Genomic DNA, 24168 nt, shown 5'->3' on the forward strand with positions numbered 1-24168 from the left:
ACTATAATTTACAATAAATTATAGTCTTTTATATTTTTAAAATAAGAATTTATTCACTGTCTTCATCAGTTTCAATATATTGTCGTATAATTCCATACTGAGATATTTTATTAAACTCAGCATATTTAGATATGAATCTAACTAAAACTGGAGTATTAAGAAGAACTGGTCTATTTTCTAAAAATTTCATATCTCCATTAACTATTGCGCTTATAGATATAGGCATTTTTTCTAAAAATTGATTATATCTAAGTTTGGAAATTTCATAAGGATAATCACCTACAAAAGCAAATAAATTAAGCTGATAAATATCATTAAAAAACCAAACCCATTGACCATAAATTATATCAGTACTCACAGTACTAAATTTAAGCATTTCAAATTCAGAACTAATTACTACATTAATAGAACTAGAATCTTCACTATGAATAACGGTATATCTTCTAAAACGTATAGGTTCAGTACTTGTATAAGGTTTAACTATCTCTACATTTACTTTAACAGAGTCTAAATTGCTCATCAAAATCACATCCTAAAATAATTATGTAATTTATTATATTTTAATCTTAAAAATTTGTGATAGATGTTTAAATTTCAAAGCAAAACCAATTATGAATTTATATTTATTATTTTGAAAAAATTTTGATATATATAACTATACTTAAGGAATATATTATTAATATCATAAATTTATAAGAGGTGATTACTATAGAATATGAAGTAATAGTTAAATATAATTCAGACGTAAAAAGGTTAGAAGATGAACTTGATGTACTTGTTGAAATATTAAGCCCTTCTTATGCAATAATAACATCAAAAAATATAGATGATATAAATAGATTAGTAGAATATCCAGAAATAGAATATGTAGAAAAACCATTTACTTTAGAATCTCAGGATATACAAAGCTTTTCAATTACAGGCATAGATACATTTAAAAAAAGAAATCAACTAACAGGAGAAGGAACATTAATTGGCATTATAGATTCAGGAATTGATTATACTCTTCCTATATTTAAAGATGAAAATGGAGAATCTAAAATATTGTATTACTGGGATCAATCTATAGATGGTAATCCACCAGAAGGTTTCAATAGTGGAACATTATATACAAAAGAAAATATAAACGAAGCTGTAATTCACACAACAAGTACACATGGTACTCATGTTTTAGGAATTTGCGCAAGTATTGCAAATAAAGCTAATATAATAGCTGTTAGAGTAGGAAGAAGACAAACAGATGTATTTTCTAAAAGTACGGAATTTATGAGAGCTATAAAGTTTATGCTAGATAAATCTTTAGAGCTTAAAATGCCTATTGCCATAAATATAAGTTATGGAAGTAATGAAGGTTCACATAAAGGACTTTCTTTATTTGAGGAGTATATAGATGAAATGAGCTTATTTTGGAAAAATAATATAGTTGTAGCAGCAGGAAACAATGCTTTAAAAGGTAGTCATAAAAGAATTAAACTTACTAATGACAAATCAAAAGAAGTTGAATTTATAGTAGGCGAGAATGAAAAATTAATAAATATAAATATATGGCCACACTATATTGATGATTTTAGTGTATATGTAAAAAGTCCATCCAACCAAAGAACCCAGATAATGAACCAAAATTCTCCAAGCATAAATAACAAATTAGAAAATACAAAAGTTATAGGATATTTTTACCAGATACCACCTTACTCTTTAGTAAGAAGAGTAACTATACAATTAAATTCAAATACGCAAATTACTCCTGGCATATGGACCTTAGTATTTACACCAATTGATATAATAGATGGAAACATAGATATGTATTTACCAACATCTGAATCATTATCAAAGGATACTAAGTTTTTAGAAGCAGATGAAATATTAACAGTTACGGTACCGGGTACTGCTAATAAAGTTTTGACAATCGGTAGTTTTAATTCTAAAACAGATACAAGATCAAGTTTTTCAGGAGAAGGAGATATTACAAACGGCATATATAAGCCAGATATATTAGCTCCAGGAGAAGATATAGTATCTTTTTTACCAGGAGGAAGTTTAGGTGCATTAACTGGAACCAGCATGGCAACTCCACATGCAACAGGAGTATGTTGCCTTTTAATGGAGTGGGGGATTATAAAAGGAAATGATCAATTTTTATATTCTCAAAAAACGAGGGCTCTTATAAATGAAAGTGCAAGGAGAAACAATGATAGGATATATCCAAATTCTTCTTATGGATATGGTTTTTTAGATTTAAATAATTTACAACTTGAAAAATTAACTAGAAAATCAAGAAAGAAAAGACAAAAAAAAATAGAAACAGATATAGCTAATGCTATTTATATAAAACATAGTATAGGATTTAATGAAGATTTAAAAAATTTAAAAGTACCATATGAAATCATAAGACTCAGTGAAACGAGTACGTTAATGTTCTTTGATGCATTAAGTAGAAAAAATATAGAAGCAATTTTAAATCTAGAATCTGTTCAAATTATTGAAAATGTAATAAAGGTTACGCCTTTAGGTGAAATAACAAGAGGTATTGACAATGGGGTAACAGGTCAAGAAGACATAGGCGTTAATTTTTTTAAAAATAATCCTAATATACAGTTAACAGGCCAAGGAACTATAATAGCTGTTATAGATACAGGCATTGATTATTTGCATGAAGACTTTATATATCCAGATGGAACTAGTAAAATTCGTTATTTATGGGACCAAACAAAAGATGGAAATCCACCTAAGGGATTTTTCTTAGGAACTGAATATACAAAAGAAGATATAAACAAAGCTATAAAAGATAATGATAAAAGCTTATCAACTGATGAAGACGGAAATGGAACTATGATTAGTGGAATTTGTGCAGGTCTTGGAAATATAAATAAAGCATATGAAGGAGTAGCACCAGGAGCGGAACTTATAATTATAAAGGTTGCAAAAATAAATGGGGTATATAATAGTGCGATGTTATCTGTAGCATCACAGTATGTAAACCTTAAATCAGAAGAATTAGATATACCAACAGTATTAAATGTATCAATGGGAAGTAATGGTTTAGCAGGATATGCAAGTAGAGTAAATAGTAGAGAAACTTATTTTTCAAATGGCAGATGTATAGTAACTGGAGCAGGAAATGAAGGAGATACCAGTACTCATACCTCTGGGACATTAAAAAGAGATGGAGATACTGTTGATATAGAAATACAAATACAAGAAGAAGAACCAAATTTAAGGATAGAGATATGGTTAAGTAAACCAGACAGAGTAAATTTGTTTATAATATCTCCAAGTGGGGAAGAAACTAAAGCTATAGATTTGTCAAACTATGATTTGGTAAGTGGAATACTAGATTTAGAAAATACAGAGTATTCTATTAGATATTTTTTCCCAACAACATATTCAGGTCAAGAACATACTATAGTATATTTAAAAAGGGCAAAACCAGGTATATGGAAACTACGATTAGAAGGTGCATATATAACTGGTGGGCAGTATAATGTTTATCTTCAAAATAGAGTATTTATAAATAATGGAACCAAGTTTAAAGAATCTACTCCGAATTATACAATAAATTATCCAGGGGTTCAACAGGATGTACTTACTATAGGAACTTATAACTCTATTACTAGAAGTGTATGGGCATCTTCATCGAGAGGTCCAAATTTAATAAATACAATAAAGCCAGATGTTATAGCACCTGGAGTAAATATAATAGCTCCATATTTAAACAATAGTTATGCAAAGATAACAGGAAGTGCAGCAGCTGCAGCACATGTATCAGGAGCATTAGCTCTATACTTTGAATATACCATAGTTGGAGATAGATATCCTAATAAAGGATTTGTTCAAAAAATAAGAACTTTTATGCAAGGTGGAGCAAATAGACTTGGAGATATAGTATATCCAAATAATATATGGGGATATGGAGTTTTTAATTTTAAAGGAATGTTTGAGCAATTTAAATAGGAGGTAAGATATTGTATAAAAATGAAAAATCTTTTTATTTATTATATAGAGGTAATATAATAGACGCTTTTAAAAAAAATAATATAAATCAATATGTTATATTAAACGATAAGCTTGCCTCCATATATGTACCTATGAATTTTGATGAAAGTGTATTAGATAATATTAAAGAAGTTAAATGGTGGAGTGGTTCAGATCCTATGAGCTCTTTAATAAACATTACAAATAATGTTGAAAATGGAGAGTCAGCTGCAGATGCTGCAGGAGCAAATTATATATATACAAATCCATATATAAATGTTTCTGGAAAAGGAATACTAATTGCTGTAATAGATTCAGGGGTTGATTATTTACACAAAGACTTAATGAATAACGATAATAGCAGCAAGATAATATACTTATGGGATCAAGAAAATGATACGAAAACACCACCAAAAGGAATGATATTTGGAAGTGAATTTAATAGATCAGAAATAAATCAAGCTATATTAGAAAATAATTCCAATTTAAGTGTTGATACCACAGGAACTGGAACTACAGTTTGTGGGATTTTAGTAGGGGAAGGAAAGGTAAATAAAGAATACAAAGGTATTGCACCGGATGCTGATATAGTAGTTGTAAAATTGAGAAGTTATAATGGTATTTATTACCCAGGAAAAATAAGTTATACAGCATCAGACTTTTTAGCTGCTATAACATATGTAACTGAAATAGCCAGAAAAGAAAATAGACCTATGATAATCAATTTGACAGTAGGAACAAAGGCAGATATAAGTATAGAAGCATCTATACTAGAAACATATGCAGCATTTGAAGTATCAGGCAATATCTTGGTAAGTGGAGCAGGTAATGAAGGAAATACAGATATACACTATCATAATAATATTAAACTTGTAAAAGATTATGTAGATGTTGTTTTTCAAAATGGGGAAAATAACAATTTAGATGTGATTTTTAGTGGTTCAGGACCTGATAAAATAGGAATACAAATAATATCACCATCTGGGGATGTAAGTCAAAATGTTATATATAGTCCAGATGATCAGATATATACTGGAAAGTTTTATATAGAAAAAACATTGTATAGAATAGTAAATAGATTTCCTTGGTTAGAAACAGCAGAGCAGTCAGTTGAGATAAATTTAAAAGATATAAAACCAGGAATTTGGACTCTTAGGCTAAGACCAGAATTTATAATAAATGGAAACTATGATGTATATCTTCCTAATAAAGTTTTGATATCTAAAGATACTAGATTTTTAGATCCTAAATCTACAGGTACAATAACTCAATTAGCTTTATCTAGAAAAGTAATAACTGTTGGAGGCTACGATGGAAAGACTAATGGATTATGGATAGGATCTTCTAAAGGAAGTTTAAATGGAAATAGAATAGCTCCAGATATATTAGCACCTGCAGTTGATATTATATCTACCTATATAAACGGAGGGTATAATACGTCAACTGGAACTGGAGTTAGTTCTAGTATAGTATGTGGAGCGATTGCATTAATAATGGAATACTTAGAAAAAGAAAGTAGTTTGCCTAAGTTATCTTTATTTACGGATGTTTTAAGGACATATTTAATGTTAGGAGCAGCTAGAAATGATATATATACATATCCAAATATATCTCAAGGATATGGAGTATTGAATTTAAAAAATACTTTTAGGCAAATTGCTAGAAATTTATAAAAAAAATATTTAAAAAAATAAATAATGGGTAATAGTAATATATAGTTATAATAAGTGCATAATAATTGAAATAAGAAAATAAGCGAGGCAAAAAATATGAAAAAACAACATGAGAGCAATTCACCAATTGAAAGTAATTCATATGAGGAATTATTTATACCTAAAAAAAGAGGATACGAAGAATTATTTAAAGGTGGGTCTATAGAAGAATTATCAGATGATACTCCATATTCTTTTATTCATCCAAATAAATATGAAATAGATGAGCTTTTAGAAAAAAATAGAAAAGACAAGTAAAATAAGCCATGAACAAAACCTATCGCAAATTAATATAATGAATATTAATTATATTTATAATTTGTGAAGGAGAATTAATATGAAAATAAGTTATAAAACATCAGGTTGTTGTTGCAGCAGAATAAATTTAGAAATAGATGAAAATAATATAATAAAAGATGTTGAATTTATTGGCGGTTGTGCTGGAAATCAGTTAGGAATAAAATCATTAGTTATAGGAAAAAAAGCTGATGAAGTAGCACAAATATTAGAAGGTATAACTTGTGGAACAAAATCTACATCTTGCCCAGATCAATTATCAAGAGCTATAAAATCAAGAAAAAAATAATTTTACAAAAGACAGGTTAAGAATGCTTAACCTGTCTTTTATTGTCGAAAATATAGACTATTTTAAATAATGGTGATATAGTTTGTAGTAATAATTAATAGGGGAGAGAATTATGGTGGAATTAAAGCGGGCAAAGAAATTTGAAGTTAACAATAGACTAGCTACTAAGTTAACTATAGGAATATCAGTTTTCTTAGTTTTATTATACATATTTAGCTTAGTATTTATATTGAAATTTAAATTAAGTATGAGTATTAAGCCAGAGGATTTTATAAGAGTATTTAATATAATGCTTTCATTTTTAGCAATTGTGAGTTGCTTGCTTTGTTATAGCAGCACTAAAAAAGAAGAGTTATTTATAATTTCTTTGATGTATATGATATTTTTTATAGATATATTATTAGGTGTATTTGATAATTTAACATTAGAAAATACTATTATAAGCATGAAGGGTTATATTGCTATATCTACATCTCTAATGAGAATAGTGATTATTTTGATAGCAGCATTTCCATTAAAAAAAGTAAGATTATATATTATGGAACATAAATTTAAAGCTATAGGATTAGTTTTAATATTAGCTGTAATAGTTGGATATTTAGAGAGGGAAAGTATATTATTTCCTATGAATAAAGATACTTCATTTTTTAGGATGTATAATTTAGCATTAATACTTACTTATACACTAACTAGTATAATATTTTTTAGAAAAAGTATTAAGGAAAATGATTATACATATTCAGTTATAGGTGCTAGTATATTGATGCTTTGGATTAAAGCAATATATGCGATTGTGGGTTCTGACATGCCTGTAATGGATATTAAATTTATCTCAATATCAATAACTTATATGGCATTTATTGTACTTATAATAGGTTTGTTTTTAGAACTTATTATAATTGTTAAGAAAAATAGGGAATTAAAAGAAGAAGTAAAAGTATTTTATAATTTAGTTGAAGAAAATAAGCATAGTTGTATATATATTAGTAATTTAGATGGGCAAATAATATATGCAAATAAAAAAATGAAAAGTCAATTTTTTGAAAATGAAGAAATCACTGAAGAAATGTTGACTAAAAAAATTAAAGAAATATTAAAAACCGGAGATGAAGAAGTAATAAATGAAATAAAAGAACACATTTTAAAAGATGGTTGTTGGAATGGAAAAATAAACTTAAATTATGGAAATTTAATAATTGATTGTAGTATACAAACTATTATGGATTCTAAACTTTCAAATATAGATAGTCAAGGAAAGTACATAAATTTTGTAGTTACATTTACAGATATAACAGAAAAATATAGGATGGAAAGTCATATGATGGAGTATGAAAAAATGAAAAATCATGAAAAGGTTAAAAGTGAATTTTTCGCAAATATAAGTCATGAACTTAGAACTCCTTTAAATATATTTTATTCAACTGTTCAATTATTAGATATTAAGATAAATAATACAGAATTAGATTTTAGAGAGTCATACAATAGTTATAGATCAAGCTTAAGATTAAATTGTCAAAGAATGCTAAGACTTATAAACAATATAGTGGATATAACAAAGATAGATGTAGGATATACGAAACCCAATTTTAAAAATTGCGATATAGTTAGATTAGTAGAAGAAATAACTATGTCAGTTATAAGTTATGCTAAGCAAAAGGGTATAAATATTGTATTTGATACAGATGTAGAAGAGCTTATAATTAAATGTGACCCTGAAATGATTGAAAGGGTAATGTTAAATTTATTATCGAATGCTATTAAATTTACAAATCCAAATGGAAATGTTTTTGTAGATATACACATAAATAAAGAATGGGTTCAAATAATAGTTGAAGATAATGGAGTAGGTATTCCAATTAGTATGCAAGATTTAGTATTTGAGAGATTTGTACAAGCAGATAAATCTTTAAATAGAATGAATGAGGGTAGTGGAATAGGACTTAGTATAGTTAAATCTATAATAGAACTAAATGAAGGAGAAATATATTTAGAAAGCGATGGTAAAAATGGTACAGAATTTGAAATTTTACTACCAAATAAAAAATTATTAGGCGATATTATGGAAGATGAAATTAAAGAGTATAAAATAGATGTTCAAAAAATAGAATTAGAGCTTTCAGATATATATGAGTTGCATTAAATAAATCAAAAATTTTGAAAATATTGTTAAAATTTGGGAATTGCTATATAATATTAGTATAAATTTTATTTATTTCTTTGAAAGGAAAGTATATGGGGAAAATCAATTTATTTAATAGAGTTAGTATGTTTATTTTAATTAATATTGTTGTTTTTGCATACTATGGAATAGGTGTATATGCAGAAGCTAGAAGGATAACCTTTAATAACTTAAATATAGAACAAGGAATTAGTCAATCTACAATAGATGTAATCTTTCAAGACAGCAAAGGGTATATATGGTTAGGTACTAACGATGGATTAAATAAATATAATGGGTATGAATTTAAGGTATATGATTATCAAGATGGTGAAAATAGTATTAGCAATAGTCATATAACAGATATAGCTGAAGATAGACAAGGGAATATTTGGATAACGACAATTGACGGAGTTAATAAGTTAAATCCAGATACAGATGAGATTAAAAATTATACAAAAGAAGACAAATTGATAAACAGTAACAATACAACTGAGGTAATAAACACTAAAGATAATAAGATATTAGTATCAACAGATGAAGGGTTAAGTTTATATGACGAGAAAAGCGATAAATTTAACAAGGTATTAGGATTAAATGATGGATTAGAATGTCAATTTATATATTCTATAGATGAAGATAATGAAGGTAATATATGGGTTGGAACTAAACGTGGAATTTTTAAAGTATCTAAGGACTTCAAACTTTTAAAAACGTTTTCAGCTGGTGATGCAGAAAGTTCTTTAGGTGAAGGAGATATATACACTGTTTGCTATGATAATGATGGATATATTTGGGGTGGAAGTTCTAATTCTGGACTATATAAAATAAATATTGAAAATGATGAAGTGACTAACTATAAACCAGATTTATTAAATTCAAAATCTATACCAAACTCTAATATAGAAGCAATAACAAAAGATAGTAAAAATAACATGTGGATTGGAACTTCAGATGGACTTGCCAGGTATAATAAACAAAAGGATAATTTTGATGTATACCAACATAAAATATATGATAAAAATAGTTTAGTTAATAATAATATAAAAAGCTTGATGGAAGATAGTACAGGCCTTATTTGGGTAGGTACTTATTCTGGAATAAGTATATTCGATACAGAAAGTAAAATAAATCATTATAAAGCTGGATTGGATAAAGAGTACTTATTAAATGAAAATATAGTACATGGAATTTATGAGGATGAAGAGGGATACTTGTGGGTAGGTACAAACTCAAATGGAGTAAATATAATAGATAGAAAAAATAATATATCTAAATATTTAAATTCAAGTACAGACAAAGAATTTAAAAGTAATTCTGTAAATGATGTAATAGGAAAAGGAAATATTATCTATATAGCTACAGATGATGGACTTATAAAAGTTGATAAATCAAATAAGACATTGAAAAATTATAATATAGAAGATGGATTAATAGATGAAAAGGTAAAAGATATTTTTATAGATAGTAAGGGATATTTATGGATTGGAACGTCTGATGGACTTAGTATATTAGACATTAAAACAGACAAAATTGTAGATATAAATAAATATATAAACAATGGTAAATTTCAAAATAAATATGTAAAACATATATATGAAGATAGCGAAGGTAACTATTTCTTAGGATTTTTAAAGCAAGAAGGATTATGTATGATTAATCCAAAAGAAAAAACTATAAAAAATTATAAATATAATAAAGAAGATAAAAATAGTTTAAGCAATAATCATGTAAGATTTATAAATGGAGATAGTAAAGGAAATATATGGATTGGAACTAGCTATGGATTAAATAAATTTGACAAGAAAACAGAAACCTTTGAAAGATATACTACTAAAGATGGTATAGCTAATAATACTATATACGGAGTATTAGTAGATGATAAAGATAATGTATGGGTAAGTTCTAATAAGGGAATAGCCAAATTAGATATTAATAAAAATAAAATAGTAAATTTAAGTATAACAGATGGATTACAAGGTAATGAATTTAATGGAAATGCTGCATATAAAAATACCAAAGGGGAATTTTTCTTTGGTGGAGTAAATGGGCTAAATTCATTTTATCCAGAAAAAATAATAAAATCAGGAGAAAAACCGGAATTGTTATTTGATAAATTTACTATAGATAATAAAGAGTATTTAAGTATAGAAAATATGAAAATTAATGAAAGTACAGATACAATAACTATTAAATTTTTCACACCAAATTATTCAAGCTATAAAAATACTATATATGAGTATATACTAGAAGGAACAAGTGGAGATTATGTGAAAACTAAGGATAATTATGTTACATACAATGATTTACCTCCAGGTAAATATACGTTTAAGGTAAGGGCTATAGATACAAGTGGAAATATAAGTGATGAAAATAAAGTAAACTTTACTATAAAACCACCATATTGGCTAAGTGGATATGCATGTTTTATATATATATTAATAATAATAGCATTTATAATAAATCATAAATATAAAGTTAAAAAGTTAGATAAATTAGTACAAAAGAAAACATTAAGGTTAAGAGAAGAAATGGAAAGAAATACTGTATTATTAAATAAAAATATAAAGTTAGAAAAAAATAAAAACAGTTATTTTGTAAATTTATCTCATGAATTAAGAACACCATTAAATGTTATAAGTAGTACTAATCAATTAATAGTAGGATTAATGAAAAAAGATGGAAAAATAAAAGAAGAAAGCTTAAGTCACTATATAGATGTATCACAACGAAATTGTAAAAGATTATTAAATTTAATAAACAATATAGTTGATAGCACTAAGTTAGAAAATGATATGTATGTAATTTCATTAAAAGAGGTAGATATAGTTTATTTAGTAGAAGAAACTGCATTAACATTAATAGACTATGTAAGTACAAAAGGAATAGAGTTAATAATAGATCCTGAGATAGAAGAAAAAAATATAATGTGTGATGGATATGAAATTGAAAGATGTATAGTTAACTTAGTTGGAAATGCAGCTAAATTTACCCCTGATGGAGGAACAATAACTATCACTATTAAAGATTTAAATGATAAAGTTATGATTAGTGTGTTAGATACGGGTGTTGGAATAGATGAAAAACATCATAAAATAATATTTGATAGATTTAGCCAAGTTGTAGATTTGAATAATGAAGTTAAAGGTGGTAGTGGATTGGGCCTTACTATAACAAATCATATAATTAAGCTACATAAAGGTGAAATATATGTAGAAAGTAAAGTGGGAGAAGGTAGTAATTTTGTTATAATACTTCCAGTTAATCCTAATATAGAAAGTAAATGCATAGAAGCTAATGTAGAACGAATTTAATAAATTATAAATAAAAGCAATAATAATAATGGCTAAGATATATATAAGTTTTAACTTATGTATTTATTCTTAGCCATTTATTAAAAAATATTTACAAAATACACTAATATATGGTATATTATTTATATAAGATTGTGAAATACGGAGAGGTGTCCGAGTGGTTTAAGGAGCTGGTCTTGAAAACCAGTGATTCCGAAAGGGACCGTGGGTTCGAATCCCACCCTCTCCGCCAGTTTAAGAAGTACCTATGATTTAGGTGCTTTTTTTATATCAAATTTTATATCAGCTACATAATATTAACAATAAAATGTAAACTAATAATAAAATATATTGGTAATATGAAAGGAAGATATATATGAATAATAAAAACAAAAGCCAAAAAGATGATGAGGCTGTAGAAGAAGCTATATATGATAATATAGCTTTTAGTAATTTAGATAATGTAAGTGGAGAGATGGATAGTTCATTTGAAAACTTATATCTAAGTTTGAACTTAGAGGAATTAAAGGATAATATAAAAAAAGATAAAAAAACAAATAAAAAATAAGGCCTGTAATATACAGGTCTTTATATTTTTAAAATAAAGCAGGTGAAAAAATTGAAAATAAGTGAAGTTAAAAATATTATTGAAACAAATACTGACAAAAACAGATATAATACAGGTGTTGTAATGTATAAAAATAATTTAGTTAGCAATGCTTATGTAAAAAAGGATACTAACAATGTGAATTTTTATGCAACTGTATCTAATGAACATTATAATGAATTAAACACAACTTTAATTATTATAAATGATAAAACACACAGACTTGTAAGCACTAGTTGTGATTGTAATGATTGGTTAAGTAAAAGTGGTGAAAATCACACATTTATATGTAAGCATATGGTAGCTACAATCTTTAAATGTATAGATGAGTTAAGCAAGAAAAAATCTCAAAAGAGTACTTCTATAAAGCCTTTAAACAATAATGAAATATCTTATGCAAAGTTAAAAGTAGTAGCTAATATAGATGTTAATGAAAACAACCAAATGAATTTTAATTTTAAAATAGGAAATTTAAATAAATCTAGATATAAAGAAATATATAATACATATAAGGAAAATAAACGTTTATATAAATTAAAAGATTCAATATATTTAGATTTACATGATAAGGAAATAAGAGCCTTACTTGAACTAATAGATATTATTGGAGTATCAGATGAAGTAGATAATATTAAACTTGAAAACAATAAAGCTCTATATATAGATAACTATATAAAAGAAAATAAGATAAATTTTGTAACTGGAAAGCAACATATACAAAATATAACAGACAGATTTGTTAATGAAGAAAATTATGAAAGTATAATACCTAAAGATTTAGAAAATATTTTAAGAGATTATCAAAAAGATGGTGTTAATTGGTTTAATAATATAAGTTATTATAAATTTGGTGGAATATTGGCTGATGAGATGGGACTTGGAAAAACTATACAAACTATAGCCTTTACTATGAATAATAAAGGGGCTAAAAATATGATAATAACACCAACATCACTTATACACAACTGGAAAAGTGAATTTGATAAATTTGCACCTAATATAAATGTTGGAATAGTTCATGGAGATAAAAAAAATAGAGAAAAGATAATAGAAAATACAAGTGAATATGATGTTTTATTAACAACATATTCAACAATAAGAAATGATTTAGATAAATATAAGGATAAAATATTTGATTGCTTAATTATAGATGAAGCTCAAAATATTAAAAATCCTGATGCAATAAGCACAAAGTCAGTTAAAAGTATTAATTCTAATGTAAGATTTGCACTTACAGGAACTCCTATAGAAAATAATTTAATTGAGTTATGGTCCATATTTGATTTTATTATGCCTGGATATCTTTATGATAGAGTATATTTTCAAAATAAATTTTTAAATAAGGACAGTAATAAAGAATTAAAATCCTTAATAAAACCATTTATATTAAGAAGAACTAAAAAACAAGTTATAAAAGAGTTACCTGATAAAATAGAGAAAAAATTCATTGTAGAATTAAATAAAGAACAAAAAAAATTATATGATATTTACAATAAAAGTATTTTAGAAAAATTAGAAAACAATAGTGTTGAAAATGATAAGATAACTATTTTTTCATACTTAACAAAGTTAAGACAATTATGTTTACATCCAGGGACTATATTAAAAGATTATAAAGGTAAGAGTTCTAAAGTTGATGTGTGTATGGATATTTTAAAAGAAGCAATTGAAAGTAAAAGAAAAATATTATTATTCTCTCAATTTACTAGTGTTTTAAAACTTATACAAAATGAAATAGAAAAAGAAAATATAAAATTTGTGTACTTAGATGGAAAAACTAAAGCAGAAAATAGAGTTGAATTAGTAAATGAGTTTAATGAAAATAATGAAATAAGTGTATTTTTAATATCATTAAAAGCAGGTGGAACAGGATTGAATTTAACTAGTGCAGATATGGTAATTCATTTTGATCCATGGTGGAATATAGCTGTTGAAAATCAAGCAAGTGATAGAGCTCATAGATTAGGTCAAAAAAATGTAGTTGAAGTTATAAAGTTAATTTCAAAAGATACAATAGAGGAAAAGATTATTGATTTACAAGAAAATAAAAGAGAGCTTATAGAAAATATAATTGATGATAAACTATCAAACTCAAAAACACTAAATAAATTGAGTAAAGAAGAATTAATAGAATTGTTTAAGTAAAAACTAAGCACCTGTAACAAAACCACAAAATAGCACATATTATTATATAAGTAGACATGTCTACTTATATAATAATATTGGAGATGAATATTATAATGGGAAGTAAAAAATTAGAAAAAGGTATTAAAAAAGTTACAAAGCCTGTAACAGATGTAGGGAAAGAAGTTTTAAATGGAGCTGGTAATATAGGGAAAGAAACTATAAATACTGGTGTAAATGTAGGTAAAGATGTTTTAAATGGTGTAGGAAATATTGCAAAAGAAACTATAAATACTGGCGTAAATGTAGGTAAAAAAGTTAAAAAAAATATTAAGGGGAAGTAAATATTTAAAAGGGAGCATTTATGCTCCCTGTTTTTAGTTATTTGTGTAAATGTTGGAATACTCCATAAAAAGCTTAAATTTCGAATAAAATACGTTATAATATTCAAGAAACATATATTTTGATAGGAGAGTACAACAATGGGGAATAAAATAGAAATATTACAGGAATCATACAAATTACTTTTAAAGGCAGAGGATGAACTGAAAAATAACTTTGACTATGAATCTAATATTAAAAACAGCTTTTTAGATAAAGAAAATGAAGTCATAGTTATAGAAGATAAATTAGGAAGTTACATACAATATGATGTTTGTGATTGTTATACAGCATTGATAAAAATAAGAAAACTTTACAATAATTTTGAAATACATAGAATATCTAATAAGTTAAAAAAAATAAGTATAGAAGTTGATATGATACAGTAATAAATTAAAATAAAAAGCAATTTTGATTTTCCTAATTAAACTAGGTAAAAATCAAAGTTGCTTTTTATATTTTAAAATAAATTAAGCAATATAATTTATCCTAAAAAGGAATATGGACAATAGTCTGTTATAATATATAATAAAAGTAAATATAAAATATATAATTTAAAAAATAAAAAGGAACGTTTAAAATGATGAAAGTTACTATAAAAGATGTAGCAAAAGAAGCAGGGGTAGCAACGTCTACAGTATCAAGGGTATTATCTAATAATTCAAAGATAAGTGATGAAACTAAAGATAGAGTTAATGAGGCAATAAAAAAATTGAATTATAAACCAAATGCTATAGCTAGAAGTCTAGCAAATAATAAAACAAGAATACTTGGAGTTATATTGCCTAATGAAGCACAGGATCTTCTTACTAATTCATTTTTTATAAATGCAATGAAAGGTATAAGTATTTATGCTCAAAGCAAAGACTATTACATAACTTATGTATTTACTAAAGAAAATAAAACGGAATTAGATAGTATTAAAGATATAGTAGGTGCAAATTTAATAGATGGTATAATTTTATTAAGAGCTAAAGAAAATGATAAAGGTATAAGCTATTTAAAAGAAATTAAATTTCCTTTTTCAGTTATAGGTAGACCAGAAGATTCAAGCGATGTTTTATGGGTAGATAACGATAATTTTCAAGCTACGTATAATGTTGTAAATAAATTTATACAAAATGGACATAAGACAATTGGATTTATAGGAGCTATTGAAAGTTTAAACATGTCTAAAGATAGATTAAAAGGGTATAAAATGGCATTAGAAATAAATGGAATAGAAATATGTAAAGATCTAATTTTACATGGAAAAGATTTTAATGAGCTTGAAGGATATAATTGTATGAATGAATTAGCAAATCATAATGTAAGTGCAGTTATAACAACCGATGATTTACTTGCATTTGGTGTTAGAAAATTATTAGTAAATAAAAATTTAAATAACATATCATTAGTAGGATTTAATGATACACAGCTTGATAAATATCAAGAACCTCCATTAGCATCTGTAAATATTAATGCAGATGAACTTGGATATTATGCAACTAAACTACTAATAGAAAAATTAGAAGACAAAAATCTTGAAAATAAACACTATATAGTAAAAACAGAGTTTATTGAAAGAGAATCATTTATATAATAAAAAACTATGTATTTTATATAGTTTTTTATTATATATGCAAGCGATTGCTTTATGATTTAGAAAAAAATTAAAAAAATAAATAAAAATATTGAAAACATTTTCATGAGGTGTTATACTAAACACATAAATTGAAAGTTTTAAATAAAAGCGTTATATTTTTTTACATAATAATGCAATCGGTTGCATAATAAAAAGAAAGAGGGAATTAATATGAGCAATAAAACTAAATTAATATCTTTTGATTTTTGGCAAAAGTTAGGGAAGGCACTTTTAGTAGTTATAGCAGTTATGCCAGCAGCAGGACTTATGGTTTCTATAGGAAAGCTTATAGGAATGTCATCAGATGCACAATTAATAATGACTATAGCAAAAGTTGTAGAAGATATAGGTTGGGGAATAATTGGAAACTTACATATATTATTTGCTGTAGCAATAGGTGGTTCTTGGGCAAAAGAACGAGCAGGTGGAGCTTTTGCAGCTGTAATTGCATTTATATTAATAAATCGTATAACTGGAGTTATACTTGGAGTAACACCAGATATGTTACTAGATCCGCAAGCAACAGTAACATCATTAACAGGGTCTACACTTTTAGTTAAAGATTACTTTACATCTATACTAGGTGCACCGGCACTTAACATGGGAGTATTTGTAGGTATAATATCAGGATTTATGGGAGCTATGTTATACAATAAGTTTTATAACTTTGATAAGCTTCCTAAAGCATTAGCATTTTTCAACGGAAAACGTTTTGTACCATTTGTGGTTATACTAGGTTCTGTTGTAGGAGCTATTGTATTGGCTATAGTTTGGCCATTTGCACAAGGAGCATTAAATGCTTTTGGTATGTGGATAGCATCTTCTAAAGATACAGCACCAGTATTAGCACCTTTTGTATATGGAACACTTGAAAGATTATTATTACCATTTGGACTTCATCATATGATAACAGTTCCGATGAACTATACAGAATTAGGTGGAGTTTATCAAATAGCTACAGGAGCAGCAGCCGGAACTACAGTTGCAGGGCAAGATCCATTATGGCTTGCATGGATTACAGATTTAATAAATTTAAAAGCAGCAGGAGATACTTCAGCATATAATCATTTATTAACAAGTATAACACCAGCACGTTTTAAGGCAGGTCAAGTTATATTATCAACAGCTTCACTTGCTGGAATATCTTTAGCAATGTATAAAAATGTTGATAAAGATAAAGCAAAAAATTATAAACCTATATTTATATCTGCTATGTTAGCTTGTTTCTTAACAGGAGTTACAGAGCCTATAGAATTTATGTTTATGTTTATATCACCAATTTTATATTTAGTATATGCATTACTTACAGGATTTGCATTTGCACTTGCAGATTTAATAAACTTAAGAGTTCATGCATTTGGATTTATAGAGTTTTTAACTCGTACACCAATGCTTATAAAAGCAGGACTTACTATGGATTTAGTTAACTTCTTTATATCATGTGTAGTATTTTTCTTATTAAACTTTACAGTATTTAACTTCTTAATTAAGAAATTTAATATTGCAACACCTGGGCGTAGAGGTAACTATATAGAAGAAGGTACTGAAGATGAAAATAATAAAGTAAATAACAATACTAATGTCTCTCAAGATGTATTATCAAGTAAGATAATTAACTTACTTGGTGGGGCTAATAATATAGAAGATGTAGATGCGTGTATGACACGACTTAGAGTTACAGTTAAAGATGTTAGCTTAGTTGGAAGTGAGAAGGAATGGAAATCACTAGGTGCACTTGGACTTATTGTTAAAGATAGAGGTGTTCAAGCTATATACGGACCTAAAGCTGATGTTTTAAAATCAAACATACTAGACATGCTGGAGGCGTAGCAAAATTGAAACTTTTAACATTAAATTGCCATTCATGGCAAGAAGAAAATCAAATAGAAAAAATCAAATATATAGCTAAAATAATAAATGAAAAAAGTTATGACACAATAGCTTTACAAGAAGTTAGCCAATTAATAGATAAAGAAATAGTATATAACAATATTAAAATTGATAATTTTGTATTATTACTAAAAGAAGAGTTGGGGAAATTAGGAAATAGTGATTATGAGTTTTATTGGGATATGGCTCATATAGGATATAATATCTATGAGGAGGGGCTTTGTCTTATGACAAAGCTTCCTATAGTTAATAAAGAAAGTTTTTATATATCTGAAAGTGAAGATCTAAATTTTTGGAAAACTAGAAAGATAGTAAAGCTAGATGCTTTATATAACAATAAGCAAATTAGTTTTTACTCTTGCCATCTTGGATGGTGGGAAGATGAGGAAGAGCCATTTATACAACAAGCAAATAAGCTTATACAAAAAGTTCAAGGTGATAAATTAGCATTTATAATGGGGGATTTTAATAATAATGCTAATGTAAACTCTGAAGGTTATGATTACCTGTGTTCTAAGTTCTTAGATACATATAATTTATCTAAAAATAAAGACTTAGGGGTAACTGTAAAAGGTAAAATCGCTGGTTGGGATAAAAATAAAGAAGATTTAAGATTAGATTTAATATTTACCAATAAAGAAGTTGAAGTTATAAGTTCTAATGTGATATTTAATGGAATAAATAAAAACGTAGTATCAGACCACTATGGGGTAGAAATAGATGTAGAGATTTAATTCGTTTAGTGAAAATAAAAATAAAATTGGAAGTTATGGAGGTTGACATATATGAAAAAAGTTTGGTGGAAAGAAGCTGTAGCTTATCAGGTTTATCCAAGAAGCTTTAATGATTCTAATAATGATGGAATTGGTGACTTAAGAGGAATTATAGAAAAGTTGGATTATATAAAAAATCTAGGGATTGATGTTATATGGGTTTCTCCTTTTTATAAATCTCCAAATGATGACAATGGATACGATATAAGTGATTACAAAGCTATTATGGATGAGTTTGGAACTATGAATGATTTTGATGAGCTATTAAATGAAGTGCATAAAAAAGATATGAAATTAATAGTTGATTTAGTTATTAACCATACTAGTGATGAACATCCATGGTTTGTAGAATCTAGAGAATCAAAAGAAAGTACAAAGAGGAATTGGTATATATGGAGAGATGGTAAAAATGATAAAGAACCAAATAACTGGGAGAGTATATTTGGCGGATCTGCATGGGTTAAAGATGATAAAACAGATCAATATTATCTTCATTTGTTTACTAAAAAACAACCAGACTTAAACTGGGAAAGTGAAGATATGAGACTTGCTATATACGATATGATGAATTGGTGGTTAGATAAAGGAATAGATGGATTTAGAGTAGATGCTATAAGCCATATAAATAAAGAAAAAGGACTTTTAGATATGCCTAATCCTAATAATTTAAAATATGTTTCATCTTTTGATAAGCACATGAATGTAGATGGAATCCATAAATACTTAAAAGAGATAAAGGAAAATACTTATGGTAAGTATGATGTAATGACAGTTGGAGAAGCAAATGGTGTAACTCCAGAAGATGCTCATCTTTGGGTTTCACAAGATGAAGGCAAGTTTGATATGGTATTTCAATTTGAACATTTAGATTTATGGAACAACAATATGGACAAAAGTCTTGATTTAGTTAAATTTAAAAAAGTATTATCTAAATGGCAATATAATTTACATAATATAGGATGGAATGCGCTATTTATAGAAAATCATGATATTCCAAGAATTGTATCTATGTTAGGGAATGACACTAAATATTGGTATGAAAGTGCAACTTGCTTAGGACTTATGTATTTTATGCAAGAGGGAACACCTTTCATATATCAAGGTCAAGAAATTGGTATGACAAATGTTGAATTTGAAAAAATAGAAGATTATGATGATGTGAAAACTAAAAATAATTACTATTTAGGATTAGACGCTGGAGAAACTCATGAAGAACTAATAAAAAGAGCTTGGAGATTATCAAGAGATAACTCAAGGACTCCAATGCAGTGGGATGATAGCGATTATGGAGGTTTTAGTAAGAATAAGCCTTGGATAAATATAAATCCTAATTATACAACTATAAATGTGAAAAAACAATTAAATGATGAAAATTCGATTCTTAATTTTTATAAAAACATGATAAAGGCAAGGAAATCAAATGAAGCATTGATATATGGAGAATATAAGTTAATATTAGAAGCAGATGAAAAAATATATGCATATAAAAGAATTTTAGAAAATGATGAGTTTTTAGTAATTACAAATATTTCAAATGATAGTGTTATATATAATTATGAAAATCTAAAATTGAAGTATGATAACTTAATAATATCTAATTTAAAAGTAGAAAAGCATGCATCAATAAACAAATTTGAATTGAAGCCATGGGAATGTAGAATGTATAAAATTTAATTGGAAGGTAGGTCACCTATGAGTGAAAAAGAAAAAATGTTAAATGGAAAAGCTTATATAGCCTCAGATAAGGAACTTGTTGAGGATAGAAAACGTGCTCGTAAGTTAACTAGATTATTTAATCAAACTATAGAAACAGATGAAAAAGAGAGAAGCATCTTATTAAAAGAATTATTTGGATCTACGGGGGAAAATATTTATATAGAGCCGAATTTTAGATGCGACTATGGAACTAATATTCATGTTGGAGACAATTTTTATGCTAACTTTGACTGCATAATGCTAGATGTTTGTGAAATTAAAATTGGGGAAAATGCTATGTTAGCACCAAATGTTCAAATTTATACTGCATATCATCCAGTAGATGCAACTCTTAGAAATTCTGGTATTGAATATGGGGCACCAGTAAATATAGGAGATAATGTATGGATAGGTGGAGGCGCTATAATAAACCCAGGCATAACTATAGGCAATAATGTAGTTATAGGTTCTGGGAGTGTTGTAACTAAAGATATACCATCTAATTGTGTAGCTGTAGGAAATCCTTGTAATGTTATGAAAAATTTATAAAAAATAGTATATTTAACTAGTTGGAGAAACAGTTAAATATACTATTTTTTTATAATAAGATAATTTATTAAAATATAGAAAAAATAATAAAACTAGTAATAAAGTTTGACTTAGCACATATAAAAACTAATAAAGATTTTTATATGTGGAGGAGCTATGGAAAATTTATTATCTAAAATAGATGAAATGAAAAGTAACTTAATTTTAAAAAATATAGAGTCTATAAAAAAAAATAAATACAAGACTATATCCACAAAAGATATTAATAATGAAAATAAAGATGTTGTTAATACATACAACTATTATGTGAAATTAATTAAGAAAGTAAAAAAATATTTAAACACAGAAGAAGAAGTGATGTTTGAAGTAAAAAAACATGTAAATAGAAAATTGGTTTGTTTGATGACTAAATTAAATAAAAATGAAATCGAAATTTTTATGAAAATAGATATAAGAATATTAACAGGAAATACAAAAGATACATATATGAACTGTACTTATTACAATATAAAAGATGAAGGGATGTTATATATTAATGAATTTTCATCAGGAAAACCTAACAATGGATATGGAAAGATTATACTTGAAAACTTAGAGTATATAGTCAACAATATAAACAGAAAGTTAGATTCATACAATCATTATTTTGAAGACTATACATTTAAATATATAAATAGAATAGAAGGAATAGCTATACCTTATAAACCTATAATCAGCCAAGAATCACTAAATAAAATATATAGAAAATACAACTTTGAAGTAGATGAAAAAAATAATATGAAAATAATTAAATATATAAACTGTAAAGAATTGATGTGTAATTAGAATATGAATTTGGATTTTGGATAAATTAAATATGAAATTAATTAAGCATCAAGGAGGTTTATTATGAAAAATAATAAAAATAGACATAAAGATAGACCAAAGAGCAATGCAGAAAAAAGAAAGATGTTATTTGAACATGGTTCTGAAATTGGAATAGAAGATGGCAAAAAAATAGGTGCTAGAAATTCCGGTTCAACAAAAACTAGGGATGAAAAACTATATGACAAGATAGAAAAAAAAGGAACATATTAATCTGAAAATAGGTGTGATAATGAAAATATCACACCTATTTTTATTTTTTATATTACTTTTAATTAACCAATAAACATAAAAATCATAGTATATATAGAATGGATTTTATTGGAGGTGAAATGTATGGATATGAGCTTTTATGATAGAGATAAAGACAAGGATAAAGATAAGAAGAAAGTTAAAATAAAATCAGTTTATACAGATGAATTTGTTGTAGTTGGAGAAGGTAAATATCTTTATGCAACAGGAGAAAATTCAAATAAAAAAGGAATATTTATATTAACTATAAATGAAAATGGTAATGTGAAATTAATGTTAGAAAATGGGAGTTATATACGATTAGACAATAAAAACTTTTTAATAGCAGATACAGATAAAGAAGGTGCTACTAAATTTAAAGCATATAAAGTGGATAATAAGGAGTATGTATTAAAAGCCCCAAACGGATATTACGTAAAAGTAAGAGATGATGATGAAAAATTAGCAGCTAAGGCAGAAGATACAGGACAAAAAACTAAATTTAAATTTAAAGAAGTAGAATAGTTATTTATTAGGAGGTACTTAGATGAAATATACAAGTTATAGGATTGGGAATATAGTAGATATAGCTGATATTGAGGGGCAACCTTATAAATTTATAACGATAGCTACCAATCCTAGTGATATATACACATTTACAAAATTAATTTATAGCGATCAAACTTTAATACTTAATTGTGAGTATAAAGAAATAACACTAGCTGATTTAAGTATTGGTGATAAAGTTGTAGCATACCATTCTAACGCAATGACTATGAGTATACCACCGCAAACACAAGTATATATAATAGAAGTAAAATAACATTTATAAAATAAGCGCTGCAATAATTAAATTATTGTAGCGCTTATTTTATATACTTTGATATACTAATTTTATAGCAACACCTAAAGCCATTATTAAAAATATTGGTTTTATTAAGGCTGATCCTTTTTTTATAGCAACTTTAGCACCTACATATCCGCCAATCATCATGGATAGTGCATAAAATATAGCAACTTTATAAAGAATTTGGCCACTAAACATAAATAATAAAAGTGCTGTGAAGTTACTTGTTAAATTTAATATTTTAGTATTTGCTGATGCATGTAAAAAATCAAACCTATAAATTTTAATAAGAGCAAAGGCTAGAAAGGTTCCAGTTCCAGGACCAAAAAAACCATCATAAAACCCAAGGCAAAAGGCCATAACCATACCAAGCTTAATGTTTTTGTCAGTTAGTCCATCAAATTTATCTTCAGTACCTAAGTCTTTTTTAGTGTATGTATATATTGCAACTACTAATATCATTACAAAAACTAAGATATTTAAAATTGTATCGCTTATAGATAAAACACACTTAACCCCTAAAATACATCCTATAATTGTAAATGGAATAAGTTTCTTTAATAATTGATTATTGGTTTTTCCAGATTTAAAATAATGATAAGCACTAGAAAAACATCCAAAAGATCCCGCAAATTTATTAGTTCCAAGAGCCAAATGAGTAGGAATACCAGCCATTAAAAGTACAGGCATACTTATTAGACCACCGCCGCCAGCTATAGAGTCAACAAAAGCAGCTATAAATCCTCCAAGACAAAGAAAAATAATAGTAACCATAAATCCTCCAAATATATATTTTATATAAATTAATTATAATATATTTAAAGTTTAAATGTAATTATTAGATTTAATAATAAAAGGTAAT

21 protein-coding genes and 1 tRNA gene are annotated in these 24168 nt (G+C 26.4%); 20 read left to right on the top strand and 2 right to left on the bottom strand.

Annotated features, from left to right (window positions below; genetic code table 11):
• Nucleotides 1–49: 49 nt before the first annotated feature.
• Nucleotides 50–520 carry a staygreen family protein gene (locus tag ACRCYC_RS09930; RefSeq protein WP_438618993.1) on the bottom strand — a complete coding sequence of 157 codons (471 nt, stop codon included), beginning with the start codon at nucleotides 518–520 and terminating at the stop codon, nucleotides 50–52.
• A 179-nt stretch (nucleotides 521–699) separates the two neighbouring features.
• On the opposite strand from ACRCYC_RS09930, the gene cspBA reads away from it, so the two are divergent.
• The 20 genes from cspBA to ACRCYC_RS10030 all read left to right on the top strand — a co-directional run bounded on the left by cspBA (nucleotide 700) and on the right by ACRCYC_RS10030 (nucleotide 23282).
• Entirely contained in the window at nucleotides 700–3951 is a 3252-nt protein-coding gene (cspBA, locus tag ACRCYC_RS09935) for a bifunctional germination protease/germinant receptor pseudoprotease CspBA (RefSeq protein ID WP_438618994.1), read from the top strand.
• Between the two features lie 11 nt (nucleotides 3952–3962).
• Entirely contained in the window at nucleotides 3963–5645 is a 1683-nt protein-coding gene (gene cspC / locus ACRCYC_RS09940) for a bile acid germinant receptor pseudoprotease CspC (protein WP_438618995.1), read from the top strand.
• Between the two features lie 96 nt (nucleotides 5646–5741).
• The gene (locus tag ACRCYC_RS09945; RefSeq protein ID WP_438618996.1) at nucleotides 5742–5942 is read left to right on the top strand and encodes a hypothetical protein; all 201 of its coding nucleotides are present in this window, start codon (nucleotides 5742–5744) and stop codon (nucleotides 5940–5942) included.
• A 79-nt stretch (nucleotides 5943–6021) separates the two neighbouring features.
• The gene (locus ACRCYC_RS09950) at nucleotides 6022–6270 is read left to right on the top strand and encodes a TIGR03905 family TSCPD domain-containing protein (protein ID WP_438618997.1); all 249 of its coding nucleotides are present in this window, start codon (nucleotides 6022–6024) and stop codon (nucleotides 6268–6270) included.
• Between the two features lie 112 nt (nucleotides 6271–6382).
• Entirely contained in the window at nucleotides 6383–8410 is a 2028-nt protein-coding gene (locus ACRCYC_RS09955) for an ATP-binding protein (protein WP_438618998.1), read from the top strand.
• A 125-nt stretch (nucleotides 8411–8535) separates the two neighbouring features.
• Nucleotides 8536–11742 carry a ligand-binding sensor domain-containing protein gene (locus ACRCYC_RS09960; RefSeq protein WP_438618999.1) on the top strand — a complete coding sequence of 1069 codons (3207 nt, stop codon included), beginning with the start codon at nucleotides 8536–8538 and terminating at the stop codon, nucleotides 11740–11742.
• A gap of 143 nt (nucleotides 11743–11885) precedes the next feature.
• A tRNA-Ser gene (locus ACRCYC_RS09965) sits at nucleotides 11886–11974 on the top strand.
• 123 nt (nucleotides 11975–12097) lie between these two features.
• Complete coding sequence (locus ACRCYC_RS09970; RefSeq protein WP_438619000.1) at nucleotides 12098–12289, top strand: hypothetical protein; 192 nt, start codon at nucleotides 12098–12100, stop codon at nucleotides 12287–12289.
• Between the two features lie 42 nt (nucleotides 12290–12331).
• Nucleotides 12332–14473, top strand: coding sequence for an SNF2-related protein (locus tag ACRCYC_RS09975; RefSeq protein WP_438619001.1), 2142 nt, complete (start codon nucleotides 12332–12334; stop codon nucleotides 14471–14473).
• A gap of 83 nt (nucleotides 14474–14556) precedes the next feature.
• Nucleotides 14557–14796, top strand: a complete 240-nt coding sequence (locus tag ACRCYC_RS09980; RefSeq protein WP_438619002.1) for a hypothetical protein — start codon at nucleotides 14557–14559, stop codon at nucleotides 14794–14796.
• A gap of 138 nt (nucleotides 14797–14934) precedes the next feature.
• Entirely contained in the window at nucleotides 14935–15222 is a 288-nt protein-coding gene (locus ACRCYC_RS09985) for a hypothetical protein (RefSeq protein WP_438619003.1), read from the top strand.
• A 191-nt stretch (nucleotides 15223–15413) separates the two neighbouring features.
• Nucleotides 15414–16415, top strand: a complete 1002-nt coding sequence (locus ACRCYC_RS09990) for a LacI family DNA-binding transcriptional regulator (protein ID WP_438619004.1) — start codon at nucleotides 15414–15416, stop codon at nucleotides 16413–16415.
• A gap of 213 nt (nucleotides 16416–16628) precedes the next feature.
• The gene (locus ACRCYC_RS09995) at nucleotides 16629–18287 is read left to right on the top strand and encodes a PTS transporter subunit IIBC (RefSeq protein WP_438619005.1); all 1659 of its coding nucleotides are present in this window, start codon (nucleotides 16629–16631) and stop codon (nucleotides 18285–18287) included.
• 5 nt (nucleotides 18288–18292) lie between these two features.
• Nucleotides 18293–19081, top strand: coding sequence for an endonuclease/exonuclease/phosphatase family protein (locus ACRCYC_RS10000; RefSeq protein ID WP_438619006.1), 789 nt, complete (start codon nucleotides 18293–18295; stop codon nucleotides 19079–19081).
• A gap of 51 nt (nucleotides 19082–19132) precedes the next feature.
• Complete coding sequence (locus ACRCYC_RS10005) at nucleotides 19133–20794, top strand: glycoside hydrolase family 13 protein (RefSeq protein WP_438619007.1); 1662 nt, start codon at nucleotides 19133–19135, stop codon at nucleotides 20792–20794.
• An 18-nt stretch (nucleotides 20795–20812) separates the two neighbouring features.
• Nucleotides 20813–21364, top strand: a complete 552-nt coding sequence (locus ACRCYC_RS10010) for a sugar O-acetyltransferase (protein ID WP_438619008.1) — start codon at nucleotides 20813–20815, stop codon at nucleotides 21362–21364.
• 156 nt (nucleotides 21365–21520) lie between these two features.
• A complete protein-coding gene (locus tag ACRCYC_RS10015) occupies nucleotides 21521–22189 on the top strand; it encodes a hypothetical protein (protein WP_438619009.1) in 669 nt (222 codons plus the stop codon).
• A gap of 63 nt (nucleotides 22190–22252) precedes the next feature.
• On the top strand, nucleotides 22253–22441 hold the full coding sequence (locus tag ACRCYC_RS10020; RefSeq protein ID WP_438619010.1) for a hypothetical protein: 189 nt from the start codon (nucleotides 22253–22255) through the stop codon (nucleotides 22439–22441).
• Between the two features lie 123 nt (nucleotides 22442–22564).
• A complete protein-coding gene (locus ACRCYC_RS10025) occupies nucleotides 22565–22984 on the top strand; it encodes a fascin domain-containing protein (protein WP_438619011.1) in 420 nt (139 codons plus the stop codon).
• A 22-nt stretch (nucleotides 22985–23006) separates the two neighbouring features.
• The gene (locus ACRCYC_RS10030; protein ID WP_438619012.1) at nucleotides 23007–23282 is read left to right on the top strand and encodes a hypothetical protein; all 276 of its coding nucleotides are present in this window, start codon (nucleotides 23007–23009) and stop codon (nucleotides 23280–23282) included.
• Nucleotides 23283–23330: 48 nt separating this feature from the next.
• Here ACRCYC_RS10030 and ACRCYC_RS10035 read toward each other — a convergent pair whose 3' ends face one another.
• Complete coding sequence (locus tag ACRCYC_RS10035) at nucleotides 23331–24080, bottom strand: sulfite exporter TauE/SafE family protein (RefSeq protein ID WP_438619013.1); 750 nt, start codon at nucleotides 24078–24080, stop codon at nucleotides 23331–23333.
• Between the last annotated feature and the right edge of the window lie 88 nt (nucleotides 24081–24168).

Origin of the sequence: Paraclostridium sp. (assembly GCF_051657365.1) — a bacterium.
Lineage (GTDB): Bacteria > Bacillota > Clostridia > Peptostreptococcales > Peptostreptococcaceae > Paraclostridium.